The sequence below is a fragment of the Roseateles sp. P5_B10 genome (assembly GCF_056400485.1).
Genome location: NZ_JBFULE010001076.1, coordinates 1 through 1,491 on the forward strand (window position 1 = coordinate 1; position 1,491 = coordinate 1,491).

General features: G+C 64.6%; 1 pseudogene. It reads right to left on the reverse strand.

The window, feature by feature from the left end:
- Window positions 1-1,491, reverse strand: a pseudogene (locus tag AC1DU6_RS30950) (DNA-directed RNA polymerase subunit beta'); the annotation flags it as partial.

A 1,491-nucleotide genomic window follows, 5' to 3' on the forward strand; every position in this document is an offset into this window, starting at 1 on the left:
CCTGGCCTTCGTGCACCAGGATGTTCTTTTCCTTGGGCACGAGTTCCTCGTGGGCCTTGCCGTCCGGGTCGGTGATCTGCAGGCGAATCTTGCCCTTGGTCTCCTTGCCGAACGACACGGTACCGGTCTGCTCGGCGAGCACACCAACATCCTTGGGCGAGCGGGCTTCGAAGAGTTCCGCCACACGCGGCAGACCGCCGGTAATGTCGCGAGTCTTCTGGCCTTCGACCGGGATACGGGCGAGCACTTCACCGGGCAGCAGCTCCTGGCCGTCGCGGATCTGGATCAGCGAGCCGACCTGGAAGCCGATGGCCACCGAGTGATCGGTACCCGGGATCTTGACCTCGTGGCCACCAGCGTCCAACAGCTTGACCTGCGGGCGGATCACCTTGGCCGCACCGCGGCGCTTCGGGTCGATGACGACCAGGGTCGACAGACCGGTCACCTCGTCCACCTGCTTGGCGACGGTCACGCCTTCCTCGACGTTCTCGAACTTTGCCTTGCCGGCGAATTCCGTGATGATCGGGCGGGTCAGCGGGTCCCAGTTCGCGAGCACCACACCGGCCTTGATGGTCTGGCTGGCCTTGATGTTCAGGATCGCGCCATACGGCACCTTGTGACGCTCACGCTCGCGGCCGTGCGGGTCGGAAATGACGATCTCGCCGGAGCGGGAAATCACCACCAGTTCGCCCTTGCCGTTGGTGACGTAGCGCATCGTGGCGTTGAAGCCGATGATGCCGTCCGACTTGGCTTCGACGCTGGAGGCCACCGCTGCACGCGACGCCGCACCGCCGATGTGGAAGGTTCGCATCGTCAGCTGCGTACCGGGTTCGCCGATGGACTGCGCGGCAATGACGCCGACAGCTTCACCGACGTTCACCAGGCCACCGCGGCCGAGGTCGCGGCCATAGCACTTGGCGCAAAGGCCGAAACGTGTGGCGCAGGTCAGCGGCGTGCGGACCTTGATTTCGTCGACACCAGCGGCTTCCAGCACGTCCAGCGTGTCTTCGTCCAGCATGTGGCTGGCACCCAGCAGCGAAATCTGGGTCTCGGGGTGCACAACATCGATCGCGGTGACGCGGCCGAGGACGCGGTCACGCAGCGATTCGATGACTTCACCACCTTCGACCAAGGCACGCATCGCCATGCCGTTGTCGGTGCCGCAGTCATTCTCGATGACCACCAGATCCTGGGTCACGTCGACCAGGCGACGCGTCAGGTAGCCGGAGTTCGCGGTCTTCAGCGCCGTGTCCGCCAGGCCCTTACGAGCACCGTGGGTGGAGATGAAGTACTGCAACACGTTCAGGCCTTCACGGAAGTTCGCCGTGATGGGGGTCTCGATGATGGAGCCGTCCGGCTTGGCCATCAGGCCGCGCATGCCAGCCAACTGGCGGATCTGGGCCGCGCTACCGCGGGCACCCGAGTCGGCCATCATGTAGATCGAGTTGAAGGACTCCTGGTCGACGGTCTTGCCATGACGGTCCACGGTCT